Raw genomic sequence first — 16,999 nt, forward strand, 5'->3', positions numbered from 1 at the left:
TCGGCCTCGACAGGGCGGGCAGGGGGCGTATCATCGCGCCATGCCCGATAATGCGCTTCTAGCCGATGCCCATGAGCTGGCCGACGGGATCGTCGCCCTGCGCCGCGCGATCCACGCCGAACCCGAACTCGGCCTGCACACCCCGAAGACCGCGACCAAGGTGCGCGATGCGCTGCACGGCCTGCCCCTGTCATGGCGCGAGGGACCATCCACCACGGGCCTCATCGCCACGCTGCAAGGCGCCAGGCCGGGCCGCCGCGTCCTCCTGCGGGGCGATATGGACGCCCTGCCGATGCCCGAGGAAACCGGGCTCGACTTCGCCTCGACCGTGCCCGGGCGGATGCACGCCTGCGGCCACGATGCCCATACGGCCATGCTGGTCGGCGCGGCCAAGCTGCTCTGCGCCCGTGCCGACGACCTCGCGGGCGAGGTCCAGTTCATGTTCCAGCCGGGTGAGGAGGGCTATCACGGCGCCCGCTTCATGCTGGAAGACGGGCTGATCGACCCGCTGCCCGATGCGGCCTTCGCCCTCCACGTCATGCCCAATGCCCCGCACGGGGTGGTCGGCGGCCGGGCCGGGGCGCTGCTCGCCGCCGCCGATCAGGTCGAGATTGCGATCGAGGGCCGCGGCGGTCACGCCTCGATGCCGCACGACACGCTCGATCCCGTGCCGGTCGCCTGCGAACTGGTCCAGGCGATCCAGGCCATGGTCACCCGCCGCTTCAATGCGCACGACCCGGTGGTGGTCACGATCAGCAAGATCGAAGCCGGCTCGGCGCACAATGTGATCGCCGACCGCGCGGTGATGCGCGGCACCATGCGCTCGCTCTCGCCCGGCCACCGCGCCAAGCTCCACGCTGGCATCCGCCAGCTCGCCACCGGCATCGCCGAGGCGCACGGCCTTTCGGCCACGGTGACGATCATGGAAGGCTTCCCGGTCACCCTGTGCGATCCGCGCGCGGTCGATTTCGGCGAAGCGGTGGCCCGCGACCTGTTCGGGCCGCAGGCCTTCCTGCGCCTGCCCGATCCGATCATGGGGGCGGAGGATTTCGCCTATGTCCTCGAACAGGTTCCCGGCGCCATGTTCTTCCTCGGCGTGGCCCCAGCGGGCGACGACTGGGCACAGTGCTGCTCGATCCACTCCACGAAGATGATGGTCGACGAAACCGTCCTGCCGCAAGGCGCCGCGCTCCATGCGGGTCTCGCCCTGCGCTTTCTGGCCGAGGGATTCGGCTGAACCGATCGGCCGCACGGGCAGATTCGCCGCCCCCGCTATTGGACTCGCGCGCCATATTGCCTAAGGGCGCGGCAAAACCATTGGCAGGACCCTTTCGATGACCACCGTCACCCCCGTTCGCGCGCTCCTTTCCGTGTCCGACAAGACCGGCCTCGTCGATCTCGGCACGGCCCTGTCCGCCCGCGGGGTCGAACTGGTCTCGACCGGCGGCACGGCCAAGGCGCTGCGCGAGGCGGGGCTGGCGGTCAAGGACATCTCCGAGCTGACCGGCTTTCCCGAGATGATGGACGGGCGGGTCAAGACCCTGCATCCCAAGGTCCACGGCGGGCTGCTGGCCGTGCGCGACAATCCTGAACATGCCGCCTCAATGGCCGAGCACGCGATCGGCCCGATCGATATCGTCGTGGTCAACCTCTACCCGTTCGAGGCGACCGTGGCCAAGGGCGCCGAGCGTGACGAGGTGATCGAGAACATCGACATCGGCGGTCCCTCGATGGTCCGTTCGGCGGCCAAGAACCACGCCTTCGTCGCCATCGTCACTGACCCGGCCGACTATGCCGAACTGATCGGCGAGCTGGAGAGCAACGGCGGCACGACCTACGATTTCCGCCGCCGCCTCGCCGCCAAGGCCTATGCCACCACAGCCGCCTATGATGCCGCGATCAGCCAGTGGTTCGCCGGGGTCGACCTTGGCGAGAAGTTCGCCCCGTTGGTCTCGATGAGCCGCGTGCTGGCCGGTTCGCTGCGCTACGGCGAGAATCCGCATCAGGACGCCGCGCTCTATGTTCCGCGCGGGCCCCACGTTGCCGGCCTGCCGCAGGCCGAGCAGGTGCAGGGCAAGGAACTGTCCTACAACAATTACAACGACGCCAATGCCGCGCTCGAACTCTGCGCCGAATTCCGGGGGCAGAAGCCCTCGGTGGTGATCGTCAAGCACGCCAACCCGTGCGGCGTCGCCCAGGGCGAAAGCCTGCTCGAAGCCTGGCAGGGCGCGCTGCAGTGCGATGACGTCTCGGCCTTCGGCGGGATCGTCGCGGTCAACACCCCGCTCGACGGCGCCACGGCCGAGGCGATTACCCAGATCTTCACCGAAGTCGTGGTCGCCCCCGGCGCCGACGAGGAAGCCCGCGCCATCTTCGCCAAGAAGAAGAACCTGCGCCTGCTCTTGACCCAGGGCCTGCCCGATCCGCGCCGCGCAGGCCAGGTCATGGCCCAGATCGCCGGCGGCATCCTGGTGCAAGACCGTGACAACGGCGCGATCGGCTTCGACGACCTCAAGGTCGTGACCAAGCGCGCGCCGACCGACCGCGAACTGGCCGACTGCCTCTTCGCCTGGACCGTGGCCCGCCACGTCAAGTCCAACGCCATCGTCTATGCGCGCGACGGGATCACCGCCGGGATCGGCGCGGGTCAGATGAACCGCCGCGATAGCTCGCGCATTGCCGCGATGAAGGCCGCCGAGGCCGCCGCCAAGTTCGGCTGGGCCGAAAGCCGCGCGGTCGGCTCGGCCGTGGCGTCGGACGCCTTCTTCCCCTTCGCCGATGGCCTGCTGGCCGCGGCCGAGGCCGGGGCGACCGCCGTGATCCAGCCGGGCGGCTCGATCCGTGACGAGGACGTGATCAAGGCGGCCGACGAGGCAGGCCTCGCCATGGTCTTCACCGGGATGCGCCACTTCCGCCACTGAGGCGGGCGACAATGGGGCCGGGGGTCCGGCAGCGGCGAACGGTTCGTCGCTGCCCGCACTCCATTCGTCGCTTTCATCTGCTTCGTTCACTTTACCGCAGGTGCGAAAAGCGCAGGGAGGCCTCGTGACATCACCCGCTTCGGGTGCCGCCGGGAGTTTTGCCGCGATGGGACTGTTCAAGGCCGATTTCTACCGTTCCTTTGCCGCCGGGTTCGTCCTCGGCGCTCTGGCGCTGGTGGCGGTCCTGGGCTCGGGCGATTCGCCGCTCTCCTCCAATGTCGTGCCCAATGCGGTCGCCGCCCCGGCCGAGACTCCGGCCCGCTGACATGGGCCTGAAGCGCGCCCTTGCCGGCTCGCTCCTGCTGCTCGCGGCCTGCCAGCAGCCTGCCTCCGCTGCTCCCGAACGCGCCGTCCTCGCCCCTTCCGCCGCCGTTGAATCGCGCGAGAGCGGCACGCGCAGCACCGCGATCTTCTCCGGCGGCTGCTTCTGGGGGATCGAGGCCGTGTTCAGCCACCTCAAGGGGGTGCGCAGCGCGGTCTCCGGTTATCAGGGCGGCAGCCGCGCCACGGCGCAATACGAGACTGTCGGCTCGGGCAGGACCGGCCACGCCGAATCGGTCCGCGTGATCTACGATCCCTCGGTGATCCGCTACGATCAGCTCCTGCGGGTGTTCTTCTCGGTCGGTGCCGATCCCACCCAGCTTGATCGTCAGGGCCCTGACGTCGGCTCGCAATATCGCTCGGCGCTCGTCCCGCTCGGGGCGGAGCAGAACCGCGTGGCTGAGGCCTACCTCAAGCAGCTCGGCGCGGCCCATGTCTGGCCCGGCGCGATTGTGACCCGGATCGAGCCGGACAAGGGCTTTTTCCCGGCCGAGGACTATCATCAGGACTTCGCCGCCAACAATCCCGATCACCCCTACATCCGCTTCTGGGATGCCCCCAAGGTGGCCGCGCTCAAGCGGATGTTCCCGGGGCTGTGGAAGCCGGCCTTCACCCGGGGCTGATCCGTTCCTATATCGGCCTCATGGCCGGGCACCATCATCACGAACATTCGGGCACAAACCTCGTCGATGCCGCGCGCGAGGCGCTGCTCGCTTCGGGCGAACAGTGGACCGAGATGCGCGCCGACGTCTTTGCCGCGCTGGCGGGGCAGGATCGCCCGGCCTCGGCCTATGACGTGGCCGAAGCGGTTTCCAGGGGGCGGGGCAAGCGGGTCGCGGCCAACAGCGTCTACCGCATCCTCGACCTGTTCGTGCGAGCCAACCTCGCCCGCCGGATCGAGAGCGCCAATGCCTATGTCGCCAACAGCCACCCCGGCTGCCGGCATGACTGCATCTTCCTGATCTGCGATTCCTGCGGCAAGACCGTCCACATCGACGATGACCGGCTGACCGGGGCCCTCGTCGGCGCCGCGCGCGAGGCGGGCTTCGCCGACGTGCGCCCGGTCGTCGAACTGCGCGGCCACTGCGCCGACTGTTCGGACGACTGAGCCGTTCGATACAATCGACTTGCGCGGGCCAAGCGTGTAAGGCCCGGGGGATGACCGCGAACCCGGCTACTCCGCTGCTCGATACCGTCGATACGCCCGCAGACCTGCGCCGCCTTGCCCCGGGCGAACTGCGCCAGTTGGCAGACGAGCTGCGGACGGAGATGATCTCCGCGGTCGGACAGACCGGCGGGCATCTCGGCTCGGGCCTCGGCGTGGTCGAACTGACCGTGGCCCTGCACTACGTGTTCAACACGCCGGACGACCGGCTGGTCTGGGACGTGGGCCACCAGGCCTATCCGCACAAGATCCTGACCGGGCGCCGCAGCCGCATCCGCACCCTGCGCCAGCCGGGCGGCCTGTCGGGCTTCACCAAGCGTAGCGAGAGCGAATACGATCCGTTCGGCACGGCCCATTCCTCCACCTCGATCTCGGCCGCGCTCGGCTTTGCCGTGGCCAGCAAGCTGTCGGGCAAGCCGGGCAAGGGCATCGCCGTGATCGGCGACGGCGCGATGAGCGCGGGCATGGCCTATGAGGCGATGAACAACGCCAAGCAGGCCGGCAACCGCCTCGTCGTCATCCTCAATGACAACGACATGTCGATCGCCCCGCCGGTCGGCGGGCTCTCGGCCTATCTCGCCCGGCTGGTTTCCTCGCGCCCGTTCCTCGGCCTGCGCGACCTGGCCCGCCGCGTCTCGCGCCGCCTGCCCGAGCCGCTCCACCGCGCCGCCAAGCGGACCGATGAGTTCGCCCGCGGCATGGCCATGGGCGGAACCCTGTTCGAGGAGCTGGGCTTCTACTATGTCGGCCCGGTCGACGGGCACAATCTCGATCACCTGATCCCGGTGCTCGAAAACGTCCGAGATGCCGCCGAAGGGCCGTGCCTGATCCATGTCGTCACCCAGAAGGGCAAGGGCTACGGCCCGGCCGAGGCGGCGGCCGACAAGTACCACGGCGTCCAGAAGTTCGACGTGATCACCGGCGAGCAGGTCAAGGCCAGCAGCGGCCCCCCGGCCTACCAGAACGTGTTCGGCGAGACGCTCGCCAAGCTGGCCGACAGCGACCCGAAGATCTGCGCGATCACCGCCGCCATGCCGTCGGGCACCGGGGTGGACAGGTTCGCCCGCGCGCACCCCGAGCGCACCTTCGACGTCGGCATTGCCGAGCAGCACGCGGTCACTTTCGCCGCCGGGCTCGCCGCAGAGGGGATGCGACCCTTTTGCGCGATCTATTCGACCTTCTTGCAGCGCGCTTACGACCAGGTGGTCCACGACGTCGCGATCCAGAACCTGCCGGTGCGCTTCGCGATCGACCGGGCCGGGCTGGTCGGCGCCGACGGGGCGACTCACGCCGGCTCGTTCGACGTCACCTATCTCGCCAGCCTGCCCAATATGGTGGTCATGGCCGCGGCCGACGAGGCCGAACTGGTCCACATGACCTATACTGCGGCCTGCCACGACAGCGGCCCAATCGCCTTCCGCTACCCGCGCGGGAGTGGTACCGGCGCGGCCTTGCCCGAGGTGCCGGAACGGCTGGAAATCGGCAAGGGCCGCATCGTCCGCCAGGGTTCCAAGGTCGCCCTGCTCTCGCTCGGCACTCGCCTTGCCGAAGCGCTCAAGGCCGCCGATCAGCTCGAGGCCAAGGGGCTGTCCACCACGGTCGCCGACCTGCGCTTCGCCAAGCCGATCGACGAGGAGCTGATCCGCCGCCTGATGGCCACGCACGAGGTCGTCGTCACCATCGAGGAAGGCGCGATCGGTGGTCTTGGCGCCCATGTCCTGACCATGGCGAGCGACGAGGGTCTGACCGATGCCGGGCTCAAGATCCGCACCATGCGCCTGCCCGACCTGTTCCAGGACCACGATTCGCCCGACAAGCAGTATGACGCCGCCGGGCTCAACGCCCCGCACATCGTCGATACAGTGCTGAAAGCCCTGCGCCACAACAGCGCCGGAGTGTCAGAAGCCCGCGCCTGATCCCGAAGCGTCGTCTGCGTCGCTAGCTCAGCACTATCCAGATCCCGGCCGGAATCCCGCCCAGCCACATGTGAGCTGCAGTCGCCGCCAACCACGCGAGCAGGCCTGCGGCCCACAGGTTGCCGATCCGGCTGAGCCCGCGCGGGCGCGGCCAGAACGAGGTGCGGGCCATCCACACCCCCCATTCGCGCGAATTGCGGGCAAGCTTGCGGCGGTCCTGCGCCGCCGCTCCGGCAAGGGCGAGGAGCCCGAGCGAAAGGTCGAACAGAGCGGTGCGGGCCGTGGGCGAGACCAGCATGTGGGCCACTGCCCAGAACGCGATGCCCATCATCATCGGGTGGCGCGTCACCTGGAAGATGCCCCAGGGCTTGCGCGCCGACAGGCCGGCGAGATTGGCGTCGGGCAGGGCGGGATTGCCGCTCAGCGACCCGACCAGCAGGACCATGGCGAACAGGGTCAATGCGCTTGCGATCAGCCACGGCACCAGCGCCGTCCCGTCCCACAGCATGGTGCCCCGACCGGCGCGGTGAAAGCTGAGTATCGCCCATCCGAAAGTGACGATGGCGACAAGGGTATAGAGCCCGAGAAAGCCCCGCTGGCCGAGAGAGCGGACCAGAGGGGCGCGCACCGGACCGGACATTACCATGTGCGAGCCAACGAACAGCACACACGCCGCCGCCAGCTTCAGCAGGCCCTCTTCCATTCCAATATACCCCTGAACTTACCTTATCTTTGGGTGGTATCAGGTCGCGCCCTGCGGTTCCAGCCCGGCCGCGGCCGCGCGCTCCGCTTCTTCCCCGGCGAGTTTTTCGATGTGCATCCAGCGCCGCGCGATCGGGGCAAACAGCAAGACCACGGCGGCGATGCCCAGCGTCACCCAGCCGATCGTGGTGTAGATGGACAGGGTCAGGTCGCGGCTCATCTCGCCGCTTTCCCCGCCCGTCGCCTCGCCGATCTTGCCGGCGACGAAATTGCCGACCGCGCTCATGTAGAACCATGCTCCCATGATGAAGCTGCCAAGATGGAGCGGGGCAAGCCGGGTCATTGCCGAAAGCCCGACCGGAGACAGGCACAGCTCGCCGGTGGTCTGCAGCAGATAGAGCAGGAAGACGAAGATCACCGGGGTAAGGGCGGAACCGGCGCCCTGCGCACCCCAGACGAAAACGAGGAAGGCAAGCCCGACCTGGACCAGGGCGAGGCCGAACTTGGCCGGGGCCGAGGGCTCGAGCCCGCGCCGCCCGAGCCAGGCCCACAGGGCGGCGAAGACCGGGCCGAGCAGGACGATGTAGATCGGGTTGATCGCTTGGAACAGGCTGGTCGGCACCCCCTGCCGGTCGACATAGCGGTCAGTATAGAGATTGAGGCTGCCGCCGGCCTGCTCGAACAGGCCCCAGAATACCGGGTTGAGTGCGATCAGGAACAGGATCGCGAAGATCCGCTCGCGCGCCACCTTGTCGAGCTTGAAGGCCTCGTAGAGCGTGTAGCCAAGCATGGCGAGGCCCGAGACGATCAGCAGGCCCTGAATCACGTCCTGCCACTGCACCAGCGCCCAGATCACCGCGACCGAGGCCGTGCCGACCCCGTAGAGCAGCCACTCGTGGCGGCGGTCCAGCGGTGCGGGCGGCTCGCCGTGGCCCTGCAGGGCGGGCTTGCCGATCGTGAAGATGATCAGGCCCACCACCATGCCGATCCCGGCGAGGCCGAAACCCCACGACCAGCCAATGGTTTCGCCTAGATAGCCGACCAAAATCGTGCCCAGCGCGGCGCCGACGTTCACCCCCATGTAGAAGATCGTGTAGGCCCCGTCGCGGCGCATGTCGGTCATCTTGTAGAGCTGGCCGACGATCACCGAGATATTTGCCTTGAGGAAGCCCGAGCCGACGATGATCAGGGCGAGCGCGAGCCAGAACACGTTGATCGCCGGATCGGCCTGCTTGAGCAGCGGATCGGTCAGGCCCTGCGCCCCTTCAACCGCCATGAACAGGTGGCCTAGCGCCAGCAGGACCCCGCCGAACAGCACGGCCTTGCGCTGGCCCAGCCAGCGGTCGGCGATCGTGCCGCCCAGCACCGGGGTGATGTAGACCAGGCTGGTATAGGCGCCGTAGATCAGGTTGGCCTTGCCATCGGCAAACAGCCAGAACTTGGTCAGGTAGAGCACCAGCAGGGCGCGCATCCCGTAGTAGGAAAAGCGCTCCCACATCTCGGCATAGAACAGGACGAACAGCCCGCGGGGATGGCCCACCACTTCCTGGCTGCGCCGCGCCGCGATGATGCCGCCGATGGCGAGAAAGGCGAACAGCGCCAGGGCCCCGATCGCGGCGATCCAGTCGCCCTCGTTCCACGCCGTCATGTCCTTCATGCGCCCGTCCTTGCCGCCTGCCGCAAAGCGCCAGCCTATCCCGGCGAGTCGCCCCGCGATAGGCGAAAATCGGCGGGGCGCCGCGCAAACCTTTGAACCGGCGGGAGGACGGCCCGGCCGGCCGGGGCGAGATCGTCTCTTTGCGGCACGAAATCGGCGCTGCGCAAAGTCTGCCGCATTGCCTAGGCACCGCAATTCTGTCACTTTCAGCCCTGCTGCGGAATGATCGCCGGTCCGGTTGCGGACGAGCGGTCGAAGCCAGGGTGATGGGGGTCGTCCAGCCGCAGCGATCAGTGGGGGGCCGGCGTCTTTTCCGGCCTAGGGGAGACGTTTGCATGATCCGATCCGAATTGCTGGCCGCGCTCGCCAAGGAAAATCCCGGCCTCCGTGCCGAGGAAGTCGAACGGGTGGTCGACGTGTTCTTCGAGGAAATCGCCAGCCGGCTGGCCGAGGGCGGCCGGGTCGAACTGCGCGGTTTCGGTGCCTTCTCGACCCGTGAACGCGAGGCCCGCAAGGGCCGCAACCCGCGCACCGGCGATACGGTCGACGTGCCCGGCAAGCGCGTGCCCTATTTCAAGCCGGGCAAGGAAATGCGCCACCGCCTCAACGCGGATTGAGCGCAGGCTCGGATCGGCGGCGGGTCTAGGCGAACGACTTGGCGCCACCGCTCACCCATTGCCCTTAGTCCAACCATTGCAGCGCGCCGTGCGATCTGCCATCGCCCGTCCGGCTGCGGGCGGACGTGGCGGAATGGTAGACGCAGGGGACTTAAAATCCCTTGAGCTTTGCTCGTGCGGGTTCGAGTCCCGCCGTCCGTACCAGTTTCGGGCCTGACGCAGGGTGGGGCGGCCGGGGCTGGTTTAGCCCTCGCGGCAGGCCGCGGCGAACAGGCGTTCGCGCAGATCGACGAAATTGTCGCAGCCATGATCGCTGGGATCGGCCGTGCCCTCGATCCGGTCCTCGCCGAAGCAACTCGCCAGCGCGATGTCGATCGGGGCAACCGGACGGCGGGTCTCGGCCGACCAGAAGGTGCGCACTTGCGGGTGCAGCGGGTCGTGATCTTCCTGGCCGACGACCATGGCCAGGCGGCCAGACGAGAGCAGGACCACCGAGCCGACCGGATAGATGCCGACCGTATCGCTGAAGTGGCGCAGGATCTCCGCATCGAAACAGCCGGTCAGCAAGCCAAGCTGGGCCACTGACGAGGCCGGGTCCAGCCCGGTTCCCTCGATCGAGTCGTTCACCAGCCAGTCGTAAGTGTCGCAGATCCCGGCCATCCGCCCGAGCCGGCTGATCGCATCGCCCTCGAGCTGCTGCGGATAGCCGCTGCCATCAAGCCGTTCGTGATGTTCGAGGCAGGCGGTGATCACCGGGTCGGGTATCCCCCCGGCATCGAGCAGGTCGGCTCCAAGGCGGACATGCTCGGCAAAGATCCGCTCGTCCACCCGGCGGAAGTCGCCGCCATAGGCGGTGAGGTCGACCGGCAGTTGCATGACCCCGATGTCGAGCATCAGGCCGGTCATCCCGGCATGGCGGATCTCTTCGGGCGGAAGCTTCATCTGCCTCCCGAGCGAGATCATGAGCGCGCTCACGGCAAGGCCGTGGCGGTAGATGAATTCGTTCTCGCGCTTGCAGCGCATCAGCCCGTTGAAGGCGTGGGGGTTGCGCTGGACCGAGGCGAAGATGTCCTCGACCACCGGCTCGACCACGGATGCCTTGATCGCCTTGCCGAGGCGCGCCTCGAGGAAGACCTGGTTGATGACCTTGCGCGAGCGGTCAGCCACCCGCGCCGCATTGCCGAATTCGCGGACCATCGGCGTCGGCCTGGTCGAGCGCAGATCGGTCTGCGCCGTTTCCGGCTGGCGCGCCATCCGCGCCGCGCGCCGGGCCCCGGGCGCCAGTATGCCGCCGCGCGGATTGGGCGCGGCGCGGTCTGCCGCCCGGTTGCTCGGGGTGGGGCGTAGATCCAGCCCGCGCATCGTGTCGATGATCACGGCCGGTACGGAGCTTTCCTGGAGCGTGGCCAGCGTGGCCGCGTCGTCCAGCACGAAGCGGCTCTTCCAGAACGGATGACGGAACCAGTTGCCCTCGAGCTTGTGGACGAACATCCCCAGCTCGAGGTCGGAAACGTCGATTCGCTTGAGCATGATCCGCCTTCGCCTGCTGATCCTTCTCCGGCGGATAGGGCGAATGGGGTTTCGGCGCGGCAATCGCGGCCCTCGTAGTTGCCCCTAACGTCCGCGTAACCGACCGCTTTTCGCGGCCGGTGGAAAAGTGTTGCGCGCGCGGTAACCTTGTTTGCTCAGCCTGATTCAACGAGCCCCGGCTTAAGTCATCATCCCGGAAGCATATGGGGGGATCGGTTTCCCGCCGCGGGGGCACGCACGATGCACGAAGACGAACGCGACCTGCCTGATGGCTCGCCTGCCGGCGCGGGGGAGCAGCGCAGCGGTTCGCGGTTCAATCTGCTGATTCGTCCGGCCAAGCTGGCCTTTGCCGATGGCCAGGAATTCCTCTGCGTGCTGCGCGACGTATCGCCCGGCGGCTGCAAGGCCCGCCTGTTCCACGAGCTGCCGGAGGAAGGCCCGGTCACCCTCGAACTGGGCAACGGCGACCGTTACCCGGTCGAGCGGGTGTGGGAGCGCGAGGAGCACATCGGCCTGCGCTTCCGCGAGGCGGTTCCGGTCGAATACCTGCTCAATGAAGAGGGCCGCTTCCGCAAGCGCCCGGTCCGCGTGCGGCTGGCCATTGCCGCCACGCTCGTCGCCGGTCGCGAGGAAATTCCGGTCGAACTGCGCGACCTGTCGCAGCAGGGCGCCCAGCTGGGCTGCGACGTCCAGCTTGCGGTCGACCAGCAGGTCCGGCTCGAGATCCCGGGGTTGGCGCCGATCGTCTCCAAGGTCCGCTGGCGCCGTGCCGCGGGAATCGGCCTGGTTTTCGAGCAGACCTTCCGTCTCGATGAATTCGCCCGCCTGATCGCCCGCCTTCAGGCGCGCGGCGTGGCCGGCCCGGATTCGCGCTGCGCCTGAGGGGCATGCGGGGCCGTTGCGGCTTTCACCCCGCCCGGAATTTCAGGGCCAGCCCATTCATGCAATAGCGCTTGCCGGTCGGGCGCGGGCCATCATCGAATACGTGGCCGAGGTGGCCGCCGCAGCGCCGGCAGTGAACTTCCTGCCTGGGGTCGCCGGTGTCCCAGTCGGTCGAGTAGCCGACCGCGTTCTTGAGCGGCGCCCAGAAGCTGGGCCAGCCGGTGTGGCTGTCGAACTTGGTGGACGAGGCGAAAAGGTCGAGGTCGCACCCGGCGCACAGGAAGGTGCCCTTGCGGTGCTCGTTCAGCAGGGGTGAGGAGCCGGGCCGCTCGGTGCCCTTTTCGCGCAGGATCCAGAACTGGCCGGGCGTCAGCAGCCTGCGCCATTCGTCCACGCTATGGCGAACCGGATAGGTCGCGGCTTCGGCCTGGCCCGAGCCGCAGGCGGCGAGCGCAAGGGTTGAGCCGGCCCAGCCAAGCAGCACGCGGCGTGAAACGGTGACCTTGTGGTCTGGCATGGCGTGGCTCTCCCCGACTGGCATTCGTCCCTGACATATAAGCATTGCCGCCCCGCACGGCGAGGGGGTCAGGCGGTCCGCGTCTTCGCCTTGCCGCGGACCGGGGCCGGGCCGCTCTTCATCACCTTGCAGCGGAACAGGCGAGAGCCGACCCGCACGAACAGCGCCACCCATGCCGCCTGGTAACCCAGCGCGACGAGGTGCTGGCCAAGCCCCGGCTCCTGCGCCGCCCGCGCCAGCATGGCATAGGGCGAGGAGAACGGGACCAGCGAGGCGGCCTGCTCGATCGGGGCATGGGGCGAGGCCATGGCATAGGAGGCGAAGAAGAACACCACCAGCTGGAGCATGGTCACCGGCATCGACAGGGTCTGCACCTCGCGCACGGTCGAGGCCATCGAGCCGATGGTCAGGAAGACCGAGCCGAGCAGCAGGTAGGCCATGGCGAAATAGACCACGCCGAGCGTGAGGAAGGCCGGCCAGCCCACGGCAGGCGCGGTCAGCTCGGAAAGCGAACGTCCGCCCGCCAGCAGGATCGAGCCGATTGTCGTGCCCCAGACGCAGATGCCGACGAAGGACACCGCCAGCATGGCGAAGAGCTTGCCGAGGAACACCGCGTCCATCGGGATCGCCGCGGCCAGCACCTCGATGATCTTGTTGGCCTTTTCCTCGACCAGGTTGGACAGGACCATGCCCGCCAGCAACATGGTGAGCAGGAACATCACGGTTTGCCCGGCCTGGGCCGTGCGCATCCGGCCGATCCGGTCGTCCGGCGCGCCGACCACGCCGGTGCGGTGTACGGCAACATGCGGGAACTGGCGCGGTGCCTCACCCGCGGCCTCGGCCGCCATCAGCGCCAGCGGTCCGCGCCAGTCGTCGACCAGTTCGGGCGGGCCGGTCAGGACGGGCTTCGCCGGAGAGCCGGTGACGATGGCATTGGCGAGCGCCCGGTTGTCGCTCAGCACGCGCGCGGGGTCAGCCGTTGCCGCCGGGGGATCGAGCACCGCCAGCACCGGCAGCGAATCGTCCAGCGCCTCGTTCAGGCGATTGCGCGCGGAGACCAGCGCGGCCGCATCCGGCGCGGACATGGCCACGCCCAGCACCGGCTGGGCTGCGTTCTGCTCGACCTTCCGGCCGAGCCCGCTGGCGAGCGAGACCACGACCAGCATGAACAGCGGCCCGGCGAGGAAAGCGACGAAGCTGCGCGACCACAGCACGGCCACGAAATCGCGCCGCGCCACGATCAGCGCGGCCGCGAGAATGGAGAGGCGTCCGCCCTTTCGTCCGCCCATCATCGGCTCTCCTCCTCGCCGTTCTCGGCCAGGGCCCGCGCCGCCGCCTCGCCGGCAATGGCCACGAAGGCATCGTGCAGGCCCGCCCGCTCGATCGAGAGCGAGAGGATGCCCGCCTCGCCCTCGATCAGGGCGCGCAGCAGCGGCTCGATCCCGCCGTCGGGCAGGGCGAAAAAGAAATAGGCCGAACCATTGCCCTTGCGCTCGGTCCGCGCATCGGCGGGCAGGGCGGAGCGCCACGGTCCGTCGGCATGACGCGTCTCGAGCCGGACCTGCGCGGGGATACGGTCGCGTGCAAGGTCGACCGGCCCGGCAAACGGCACCTTGCCCCCGGCGATGATCGCGATCCGGTCGCACAGCCGCTCGGCATGAGCGATCACGTGAGTCGAGAAGATCACCGTGGTCCCGCGCTCGACCAGCGAACGCATCATCTTTTCCAGCCGTCCCTGGTTGATCGCATCGAGCCCGGAAAACGGCTCGTCAAAGATCACCAGCCTCGGCTCGTGAACCAGGCAGCTCAGGATCTGTACCTGCTGGGCCATGCCCTTGGACAGCTGGCGGATCTGCCGGTCGGCGGCATGGCCGAGGCCGTGTTCCTCCAGCAGCTGTCGCCCGCGCCGCCGCCCTTCCGGCAGCGGCAGGCCGCGCAGGGCGCCGACGAAGGCGATGGCCTCGACGGCCTTCATTGCCGGATAGAGCCCGCGTTCTTCCGGCAGGTAGCCGATCAGGTGGGAAACGTCGTGTGGGCGCTCCGCGCCCAGCACCCGGCGCACGCCGTCGTCAGGGTCGATGATCCCCAGCAGCATCCGCAAGGTGGTGGTCTTGCCCGCGCCATTAGGGCCGAGCACGCCGTAGATCACCCCTTCGGGCACCGACAGGTCCACCCCGTCGACCGCGGTGAACCCGTCGAACCGCTTGACCAGTCCGCGCGCCTCGATCGCCAGCGGGCGTTCGCCGCCAGCCAATTCCGCGCTCTCAAGCGCGCCGTTGCCGGAGCTGTTCCATTCACCTAGGTCCATGAGCATCTATGTGCGAGCCATTATCCCGTTCGTGAAGAGGTCCTAGGGCGGATTGGTTAAAGATGAAGCCTCGTCTGGCCTGAAACAGGCCCTTTTCGTCGAAGCCCAGCGGCTCGGCTTCGCTGCCTGCGGGATCGCCCCGGCGGGCGACGACCTGCGCCATGCCTCTCGCCTGGGGGACTGGCTCGGCGCCGGGATGCACGGGACGATGGAATGGATGGCCGAGCGCGCCCACCACCGCCGGGGCCCCCAGTCGCTCTGGCCCGAGGCGGAAAGCGTCATCGCGCTGGGCATAAGCTACGCTCCGGCGCGCGATCCGCTCGCTCTGGCCAAGGCGCCCTCGCGCGGGCGGATCTCGGTCTATGCCCAGGGCGCCGACTATCACGACACGGTCAAGCGCACGCTCAAGGCCCTGGCCCGCTGGCTGGTGGCGGAATGCGAAAGGCGCGGGCTCGGCGCGGTCGGGGTCAAGGTCTTCGTCGACACCGCCCCGGTCCCGGAAAAGCCGCTCTCCGCCGCCGCCGGGCTGGGCTGGCAGGGCAAGCACACCAATCTCGTCAGCCGCGATCACGGCTCATGGCTGTTCCTCGGTGCGATCTACACCACCCTCGCGCTCGAACCCGACGTCCCGGCGCGGGACCGCTGCGGCTCGTGCCGCGCCTGCCAGCAGGCCTGCCCCACCGCGGCCTTTCCCGAGCCCTACCGGCTCGACGCCCGACGGTGCCTTTCCTACCTGACGATCGAGCACAAGGGCGCCTGGCCTGAGGAATTCCGCGCCGCCATGGGCAACCGCATCTACGGCTGCGACGATTGCCTCGCCGTCTGCCCATGGAACAAGTTCGCCGCTGAGGGCGCTGCCAACCGCGCCTTCCTCCCCCGCGCCGAACTCACCGCACCGCGCCTTGGCGAACTGCTCGCGCTCGATGACGCGGGCTTCCGTGCCCTCTTCGCCGGCTCCCCGATCAAGCGCATCGGGCGCAATCGCTTCATCCGCAATTGCCTCTATGCGGCAGGCAACAGCGGCGATGCCGCTCTGCTGGCGCAGGTGGCGGGGCTGCGGGACGATCCCGATCCGGTCGTGGCGGATGCGGCGGAATGGGCCGAACAGCGGCTACGCCCGCGCAGCCTGACTTAGGCCGGCATCAGCTCCTTCAGCGGCACCGAGGCATCGGCCAGCTGGGCCGGGTCCACGGCCACGCCGGCTTCGACCAGCTTGCGGCCCTGCACATAGTCCTTGGTCATGTTGACGCAGTCGAGCGCGATGACCTTGCCGTGCTTGAGATAGATCACCGAGAACGAGCGCGTGGCCGGATCGCCGCGCAGCACGGTCTGGTCATAGCCGACCGAGAGCCCGGCGGTCTGCAGGCGCAGGTCATACTGGTTGGACCAGAACCACGGGAAGGCATGGTAGGCCTTCTCCTCGCCGCAGATCGCCTTGGCCACGCTGGTCGCCTGGTCGTTGGCATTCTGGACCGATTCGACCCGCATCACCGCGCCGCCGGCATAGTCGCAGGCGAAGGCGGCGCAGTCGCCCACGGCATAGACGTCGGGCAGCGAGGTGCGGCAGAACTCGTCGACGTCGAGCCCGTTGCCGCCCGCCGCGCCGGCCGCGATCAGCGGGGCGACGGCCGGGACGATGCCGATGCCGACGATCACGGCACTGGCCGGGATCACTTCGCCATCGGCCAGCTTGACCCCGCGCACGCGGCCGTCACCTTCCAGGCTCTCGACCGCCACGCCGGTGCGCAGGTCGACCCCGTGGTCGCGGTGCTCCTTCTCGTAGAAGGCCGAGAGTTCCGGCCCGGCGACGCGCGCCAGCACGCGGGGGAGCGCTTCGAGCAAGGTGACGTGGCAGCCGAGCTTGGTCAGCACAGCGGCTGCTTCCAGCCCGATGTAGCCGCCGCCGATCACGACGATGTTCTTCACCCCGCCATCGATCTCGCCCATCAGCTGGTCGCAGTCGGCGCGGGTGCGCACGGCGTGAACGCCCGCCAGTTCGGCGCCCTTGCACGACAGGCGGCGCGGATCGCCGCCAGCGGCCCAGATCAGCTGGCCATAGGTAAAGGTCTCGCCGTCCGACAGGGTCAGCACCTTGCCCAGCGGGTCGACCGAGGTGACCTCGGTGCCGAGCATCAGGGTCACGCCCTTTTCGCCCCAGAAGTGCGGCGGGCGGATATAGAGCCGCTCGAAGGTCTTCTCGCGGGCGAAATATTCCTTGGACAGCGGCGGACGCTCATAGGGCGGCTCCGGCTCGCGCCCTATCATCGTGATCGTCCCGGCAAAGCCGTTCTGCCGCAGCGCAATCGCCGCCTGGGCCCCGGCATGGCCCGCACCGACGATGACGACATCCGCTCCGCTCATGGCAATTCTCCGCAAGATTTGCCTGCGGCGAAACGCGAAAAG

16 protein-coding genes and 1 tRNA gene are annotated in these 16,999 nt (G+C 68.5%); 10 read left to right on the forward strand and 7 right to left on the reverse strand.

Features of this window, described 5'->3' with window-relative positions; translation table 11 throughout:
* The first annotated feature begins 40 nt into the window (after positions 1 to 40).
* From H7F51_RS03755 to dxs, 6 genes are all read left to right on the forward strand, one after another.
* Positions 41 to 1,237, forward strand: coding sequence for a M20 metallopeptidase family protein (locus tag H7F51_RS03755; RefSeq protein WP_185662866.1), 1,197 nt, complete (start codon positions 41 to 43; stop codon positions 1,235 to 1,237).
* Positions 1,238 to 1,334: 97 nt separating this feature from the next.
* Positions 1,335 to 2,921: a bifunctional phosphoribosylaminoimidazolecarboxamide formyltransferase/IMP cyclohydrolase gene (gene purH, locus H7F51_RS03760; RefSeq protein ID WP_185662867.1), complete on the forward strand. Its 1,587-nt coding sequence runs from the start codon at positions 1,335 to 1,337 to the stop codon at positions 2,919 to 2,921.
* A gap of 124 nt (positions 2,922 to 3,045) precedes the next feature.
* A complete protein-coding gene (locus H7F51_RS03765; protein WP_185662962.1) occupies positions 3,046 to 3,246 on the forward strand; it encodes a hypothetical protein in 201 nt (66 codons plus the stop codon).
* Position 3,247: 1 nt separating this feature from the next.
* A complete protein-coding gene (gene msrA / locus H7F51_RS03770) occupies positions 3,248 to 3,925 on the forward strand; it encodes a peptide-methionine (S)-S-oxide reductase MsrA (protein WP_185662869.1) in 678 nt (225 codons plus the stop codon).
* Between the two features lie 20 nt (positions 3,926 to 3,945).
* The gene (locus H7F51_RS03775) at positions 3,946 to 4,410 is read left to right on the forward strand and encodes a Fur family transcriptional regulator (protein WP_185662958.1); all 465 of its coding nucleotides are present in this window, start codon (positions 3,946 to 3,948) and stop codon (positions 4,408 to 4,410) included.
* A gap of 50 nt (positions 4,411 to 4,460) precedes the next feature.
* Positions 4,461 to 6,383: a 1-deoxy-D-xylulose-5-phosphate synthase gene (dxs, locus tag H7F51_RS03780; protein ID WP_185662871.1), complete on the forward strand. Its 1,923-nt coding sequence runs from the start codon at positions 4,461 to 4,463 to the stop codon at positions 6,381 to 6,383.
* A 22-nt stretch (positions 6,384 to 6,405) separates the two neighbouring features.
* Here the strand turns inward: dxs and H7F51_RS03785 are convergent, their stop codons facing one another.
* Positions 6,406 to 7,086, reverse strand: coding sequence for an NnrU family protein (locus H7F51_RS03785; RefSeq protein ID WP_185662872.1), 681 nt, complete (start codon positions 7,084 to 7,086; stop codon positions 6,406 to 6,408).
* Between the two features lie 39 nt (positions 7,087 to 7,125).
* Positions 7,126 to 8,742, reverse strand: a complete 1,617-nt coding sequence (locus tag H7F51_RS03790) for a peptide MFS transporter (RefSeq protein ID WP_185662874.1) — start codon at positions 8,740 to 8,742, stop codon at positions 7,126 to 7,128.
* A gap of 335 nt (positions 8,743 to 9,077) precedes the next feature.
* On the opposite strand from H7F51_RS03790, the gene H7F51_RS03795 reads away from it, so the two are divergent.
* Both H7F51_RS03795 and H7F51_RS03800 read left to right on the forward strand, forming a co-directional pair.
* Entirely contained in the window at positions 9,078 to 9,359 is a 282-nt protein-coding gene (locus H7F51_RS03795; RefSeq protein ID WP_185662876.1) for an integration host factor subunit beta, read from the forward strand.
* Between the two features lie 119 nt (positions 9,360 to 9,478).
* A tRNA-Leu gene (locus tag H7F51_RS03800) sits at positions 9,479 to 9,563 on the forward strand.
* Between the two features lie 39 nt (positions 9,564 to 9,602).
* Here the strand turns inward: H7F51_RS03800 and H7F51_RS03805 are convergent.
* Positions 9,603 to 10,889, reverse strand: coding sequence for an HD-GYP domain-containing protein (locus H7F51_RS03805; RefSeq protein ID WP_185662877.1), 1,287 nt, complete (start codon positions 10,887 to 10,889; stop codon positions 9,603 to 9,605).
* Positions 10,890 to 11,129: 240 nt separating this feature from the next.
* On the opposite strand from H7F51_RS03805, the gene H7F51_RS03810 reads away from it, so the two are divergent.
* Positions 11,130 to 11,771, forward strand: a complete 642-nt coding sequence (locus H7F51_RS03810; protein WP_185662879.1) for a PilZ domain-containing protein — start codon at positions 11,130 to 11,132, stop codon at positions 11,769 to 11,771.
* A gap of 25 nt (positions 11,772 to 11,796) precedes the next feature.
* On the opposite strand, the gene msrB is transcribed toward H7F51_RS03810, so the two are convergent.
* The 3 genes from msrB to H7F51_RS03825 all read right to left on the reverse strand — a co-directional run bounded on the left by msrB (position 11,797) and on the right by H7F51_RS03825 (position 14,602).
* Positions 11,797 to 12,288 carry a peptide-methionine (R)-S-oxide reductase MsrB gene (gene msrB / locus H7F51_RS03815; protein ID WP_185662880.1) on the reverse strand — a complete coding sequence of 164 codons (492 nt, stop codon included), beginning with the start codon at positions 12,286 to 12,288 and terminating at the stop codon, positions 11,797 to 11,799.
* A 68-nt stretch (positions 12,289 to 12,356) separates the two neighbouring features.
* Complete coding sequence (locus H7F51_RS03820; RefSeq protein WP_185662882.1) at positions 12,357 to 13,580, reverse strand: ABC transporter permease; 1,224 nt, start codon at positions 13,578 to 13,580, stop codon at positions 12,357 to 12,359.
* On the reverse strand, positions 13,577 to 14,602 hold the full coding sequence (locus H7F51_RS03825; protein WP_185662883.1) for an ABC transporter ATP-binding protein: 1,026 nt from the start codon (positions 14,600 to 14,602) through the stop codon (positions 13,577 to 13,579). Before H7F51_RS03825 ends, H7F51_RS03820 begins: the two co-directional genes overlap by 4 nt.
* Before the next feature lie 46 nt (positions 14,603 to 14,648).
* Between H7F51_RS03825 and queG the strand changes: the two genes are divergently transcribed.
* Positions 14,649 to 15,731, forward strand: coding sequence for a tRNA epoxyqueuosine(34) reductase QueG (queG, locus tag H7F51_RS03830; protein WP_185662884.1), 1,083 nt, complete (start codon positions 14,649 to 14,651; stop codon positions 15,729 to 15,731).
* Here the strand turns inward: queG and H7F51_RS03835 are convergent.
* Positions 15,728 to 16,957 carry an NAD(P)/FAD-dependent oxidoreductase gene (locus tag H7F51_RS03835; RefSeq protein WP_185662885.1) on the reverse strand — a complete coding sequence of 410 codons (1,230 nt, stop codon included), beginning with the start codon at positions 16,955 to 16,957 and terminating at the stop codon, positions 15,728 to 15,730. The genes queG and H7F51_RS03835 overlap by 4 nt on opposite strands.
* Between the last annotated feature and the right edge of the window lie 42 nt (positions 16,958 to 16,999).

This window comes from Novosphingobium flavum, from assembly GCF_014230315.1.
In the GTDB taxonomy this organism is placed as follows: domain Bacteria; phylum Pseudomonadota; class Alphaproteobacteria; order Sphingomonadales; family Sphingomonadaceae; genus Novosphingobium; species Novosphingobium flavum.